The 3,389-nt window shown below is 67.2% G+C and carries 3 protein-coding genes; all 3 read right to left on the bottom strand.

What is annotated here, in order from left to right; genetic code table 11:
• On the bottom strand, positions 1-1,121 hold a 1,121-nt coding region (gene dnaJ / locus AZG88_RS32075), incomplete at its 3' end, for a molecular chaperone DnaJ (protein WP_061700157.1).
• 85 nt (positions 1,122-1,206) lie between these two features.
• Positions 1,207-1,869 carry a nucleotide exchange factor GrpE gene (grpE, locus tag AZG88_RS32070; RefSeq protein WP_005241601.1) on the bottom strand — a complete coding sequence of 221 codons (663 nt, stop codon included), beginning with the start codon at positions 1,867-1,869 and terminating at the stop codon, positions 1,207-1,209.
• A partial coding sequence (gene dnaK / locus AZG88_RS32065; protein ID WP_061700156.1) for a molecular chaperone DnaK occupies positions 1,866-3,389 on the bottom strand: 1,524 nt, incomplete at its 5' end. The genes dnaK and grpE, both read right to left, overlap by 4 nt.

The following is a 3,389-nucleotide window of genomic DNA, read 5'->3' as shown; positions in this document are numbered from 1 at the left end:
TCTGCCCGGGCGTACGCCCGCAGCGCCTCAGCGGCTTCGTGGCCGAGATCGGACGGAACCGCGACCTCCACGGTGACCAGCAGATCGCCGGCCGCGGCGCCGCGGCCGGGCACCCCGCGTCCGCGCAGCCGGAACGTTCTCCCGGACTGGGCGCCCGCCGGGACCTTCATACTGACCTGGCCATCGAGGGTGGGCACGGACAGCATTGTCCCCAAAGCTAGTTCGGCAAACGACACGGGAACGGTGACGGTGAGGTCATCGCCGCTGCGGGCGAACACAGGGTCCGAGTCCACGCGCACGGTGACGTACAGGTCCCCCGACGGCGCCCCGCCGAGACCAGGTTCACCCTGCGCCGGTAGCCGGATGCGTTGCCCGTCGCTCACCCCGGGCGGAACATGGACGGAGATGGCGCGGGTGCGGTTCCCGATCCCGGCGCCCTGGCAGTCCGGGCAGGGGGTGTCGACGACCGATCCCGTGCCCCGGCAACCGTCGCAGGGTTCGGTGAACCCGAAGTCGCCCTGCTTCCGGTTACGCGTCCCGATGCCGTGGCAGTGGGGGCACGTCCGTTGCCCGGTTCCCGGTCGAGTGCCGGAGCCGTGACAGCCGGTGCACACCATCGGCCCACTCACCCTCAGCGGCAACACCATCCCGGCGACCGCCTCCCGGAACGACAGCCGGGTCTCGGTCTCGACGTCACTGCCCCGCCTCGGCCGGGCCGACGCAGTTCGGGTTCCGGCGCGCCGGAACAGGTCCCCGAGCACATCACCGACCCCGCCCAGAGGATCGCCCACGATGAAGGGTGAACCGCTCCCGAACAGGTCCCCGAAGTCGAAGCCGCCCGACCCGGCGCGAGGAGGAAATCCCGTCCCGGTGAACGCCCCGGGTCGGAGCAGCTTGCGCATGCGGTCGTATTTCTTGCGTTTGGCGGGGTCCGAGAGCACCGCGTACGCCTCGCTGACCGCCTTGAACCGTTCCTCCACCTCGGTGTTGTGCGGGTTGGCGTCCGGATGCAACTCCCGCGCCAGCTTGCGATACGCCTTCTTGATCTCCTCGGCCGACGCCGTCGAAGGGACACCCAGGGCGGCGTAGAAGTCATGGTCGAGCCATTCCTGCTGCGACACTTGGCATCCTCCTTCCCTCTGCGGGCAGCTGTCCGAGAGCGCCGTGCGCTCCGAGACCGGCGCCGTCAGGCTGTTGGTCGGTATCTCAGCAATCGCCGGCCGGTGCCGTGCCCGTGACGTTCCCCGGCGGAGCCAGCTCCTCGACGACGGTGACCGTCGCGGTCCGCAGCACCTTGTGGTCACCGAATGTGTAGCCGCGTCGCAACACCCGGTCTACGACGGGATCACCCCCGGTGCCTGCGTGCTGGACCGCTTCGTGCAGGGTGGGATCGAAGCGCTCGCCCTCTTCGCCGAATGCGGCCACTCCGAGGCCGCTCAGGATCGCACCGAGCTTGGCCGCGATCGCCCGCAGTGGTTCGTTTTCGAGGTCGCCGTGCTCGCGGGCTCGGTCGAGGTCGTCGAGGATCCCGAGAAATTTCGCCGCCACCGACGCCGTCGCGGCCTCCACGGCCGCGTGCCGGTCGCGTTCGATCCGGCGTCGGTAGTTGGTGTACTCGGCTTGCACCCGCTGCAGATCGGCGGTCAACTCCGCCACTCGATCTGGGTGTTCGCCCGCGGTCCGGTCACCGGGGTGCATCTCGGCGTCCGGCGTGGTCGGGTCGGGTTCCCGTTGTGGGGTCGGGGTGACAGGCTCGCTCGGGGTGTGCCCGCGTACCCGGCCGGTCTCCGGATCGACGCGGCGTTTGTCGGTGATCGAGATCGGTTCCCGCGGCGGCTTGTCGCCGTTGCGGCGCTCACTGCTACTCATCGGGTGTCCTCCCGTCCAGGTTCGTCCACCACCTCAGCGTCGAAGACTTCACCGGTGCCTTCAGAGGACCCGTTCCCCCCGCCGGGGGCGGCCGAGTCCTTCGCCTGCGCGTCGTAGATTGCCTGACCCAGGGCCTGCGAGTCGGTGGTCAGTTTTTCGATGGCTTCTTTGATGGCCGCGACGTCGCTGCCTTTCAACTTCTCCTGGGCATTCGTGATCGACGACTCGACCCTCTCCTTGACATCGGCGGGAACCTTGTCCTCGTTGTCCCTGATGAATTTCTCGGTCTGATACACCAGCGACTCGGCCTGGTTGCGGACCTCCGCTTCCTCCCTGCGTTGGGCGTCCTCCGCAGCGTGAGCCTCGGCGTCCTTGATCATCCGGTCGATCTCCTCCTTGGACAGACCGGACCCCTCCTGGATCTTGATCGTGTTCTCCTTACCGGTGCCCTTGTCCTTCGCGGTTACGTGCACGATGCCGTTGGCGTCGATGTCGAAGGTGACCTCGATCTGCGGCACCCCCCGCGGGGCGGGCGGAATCCCCGCCAGTTCGAACGAGCCGAGCAGCTTGTTGTGCGAGGCGATTTCGCGCTCACCCTGGAACACCTGGATCTGCACCGAGGGCTGGTTGTCGTCAGCGGTGGTGAAGGTCTCGGAACGCTTGGTCGGAATGGTGGTGTTGCGCTCGATGAGCTTGGTCATCACGCCACCCTTGGTCTCGATGCCGAGGGACAGCGGGGTGACGTCGAGGAGCAGCACGTCCTTGACCTCGCCCTTGAGGACACCGGCCTGCAAGGCGGCGCCGACGGCCACGACCTCGTCCGGGTTGACACCCTTGTTCGGTTCCTTTCCGCCGGTCAGCTCGCGCACCAGATTTGTCACGGCGGGCATGCGGGTGGAACCACCGACCAGCACGACCTGGTCGATGTCCTTGACGGAGATCTTCGCGTCCTTGATCACCGATTGGAACGGGGCCCGGGTGCGGTCGAGGAGATCGGACGTGATCTTCTCGAACTCGCTGCGGGACAACTGCTCGTCGAGGAACAGCGGGTTCTTGTCCGCGTCGACGGTGATGTAGGGCAGGTTGATCGACGTGCTCTGCGAGGAACTCAGTTCGATCTTGGCCTTCTCGGCAGCCTCACGGAGACGCTGCAGGGCCATCTTGTCCTTGGTCAGATCGATGCCGTTCTGAGCCCTGAACTTGTCGGCCAGCCACTTCACGATCCGGTCGTCCCAGTCGTCACCACCGAGGTGGTTGTCGCCGGAGGTGGCGCGAACCTCGACGACGCCGTCGCCGATTTCGAGCAGCGAGACGTCGAAGGTGCCGCCACCGAGGTCGAAGACCAGGATGGTCTGTTCCTTCTCGCCCTTGTCGAGGCCGTAGGCCAGCGCGGCCGCGGTGGGCTCGTTGACGATGCGCAGGACGTTCAACCCGGCGATCTGGCCGGCTTCCTTCGTGGCCTGACGCTGGGCGTCCTCGAAGTACGCGGGGACGGTGATCACGGCGTCCGTGATGTCCTC

This window comes from Rhodococcus sp. LB1 (assembly GCF_001583455.1).
GTDB classification, from domain to species: domain Bacteria; phylum Actinomycetota; class Actinomycetes; order Mycobacteriales; family Mycobacteriaceae; genus Rhodococcus_F; species Rhodococcus_F opacus.
The sequence above is the reverse complement of the archived record's forward strand: the minus strand, read 5'-3'. Positions and strand labels throughout refer to the sequence as shown.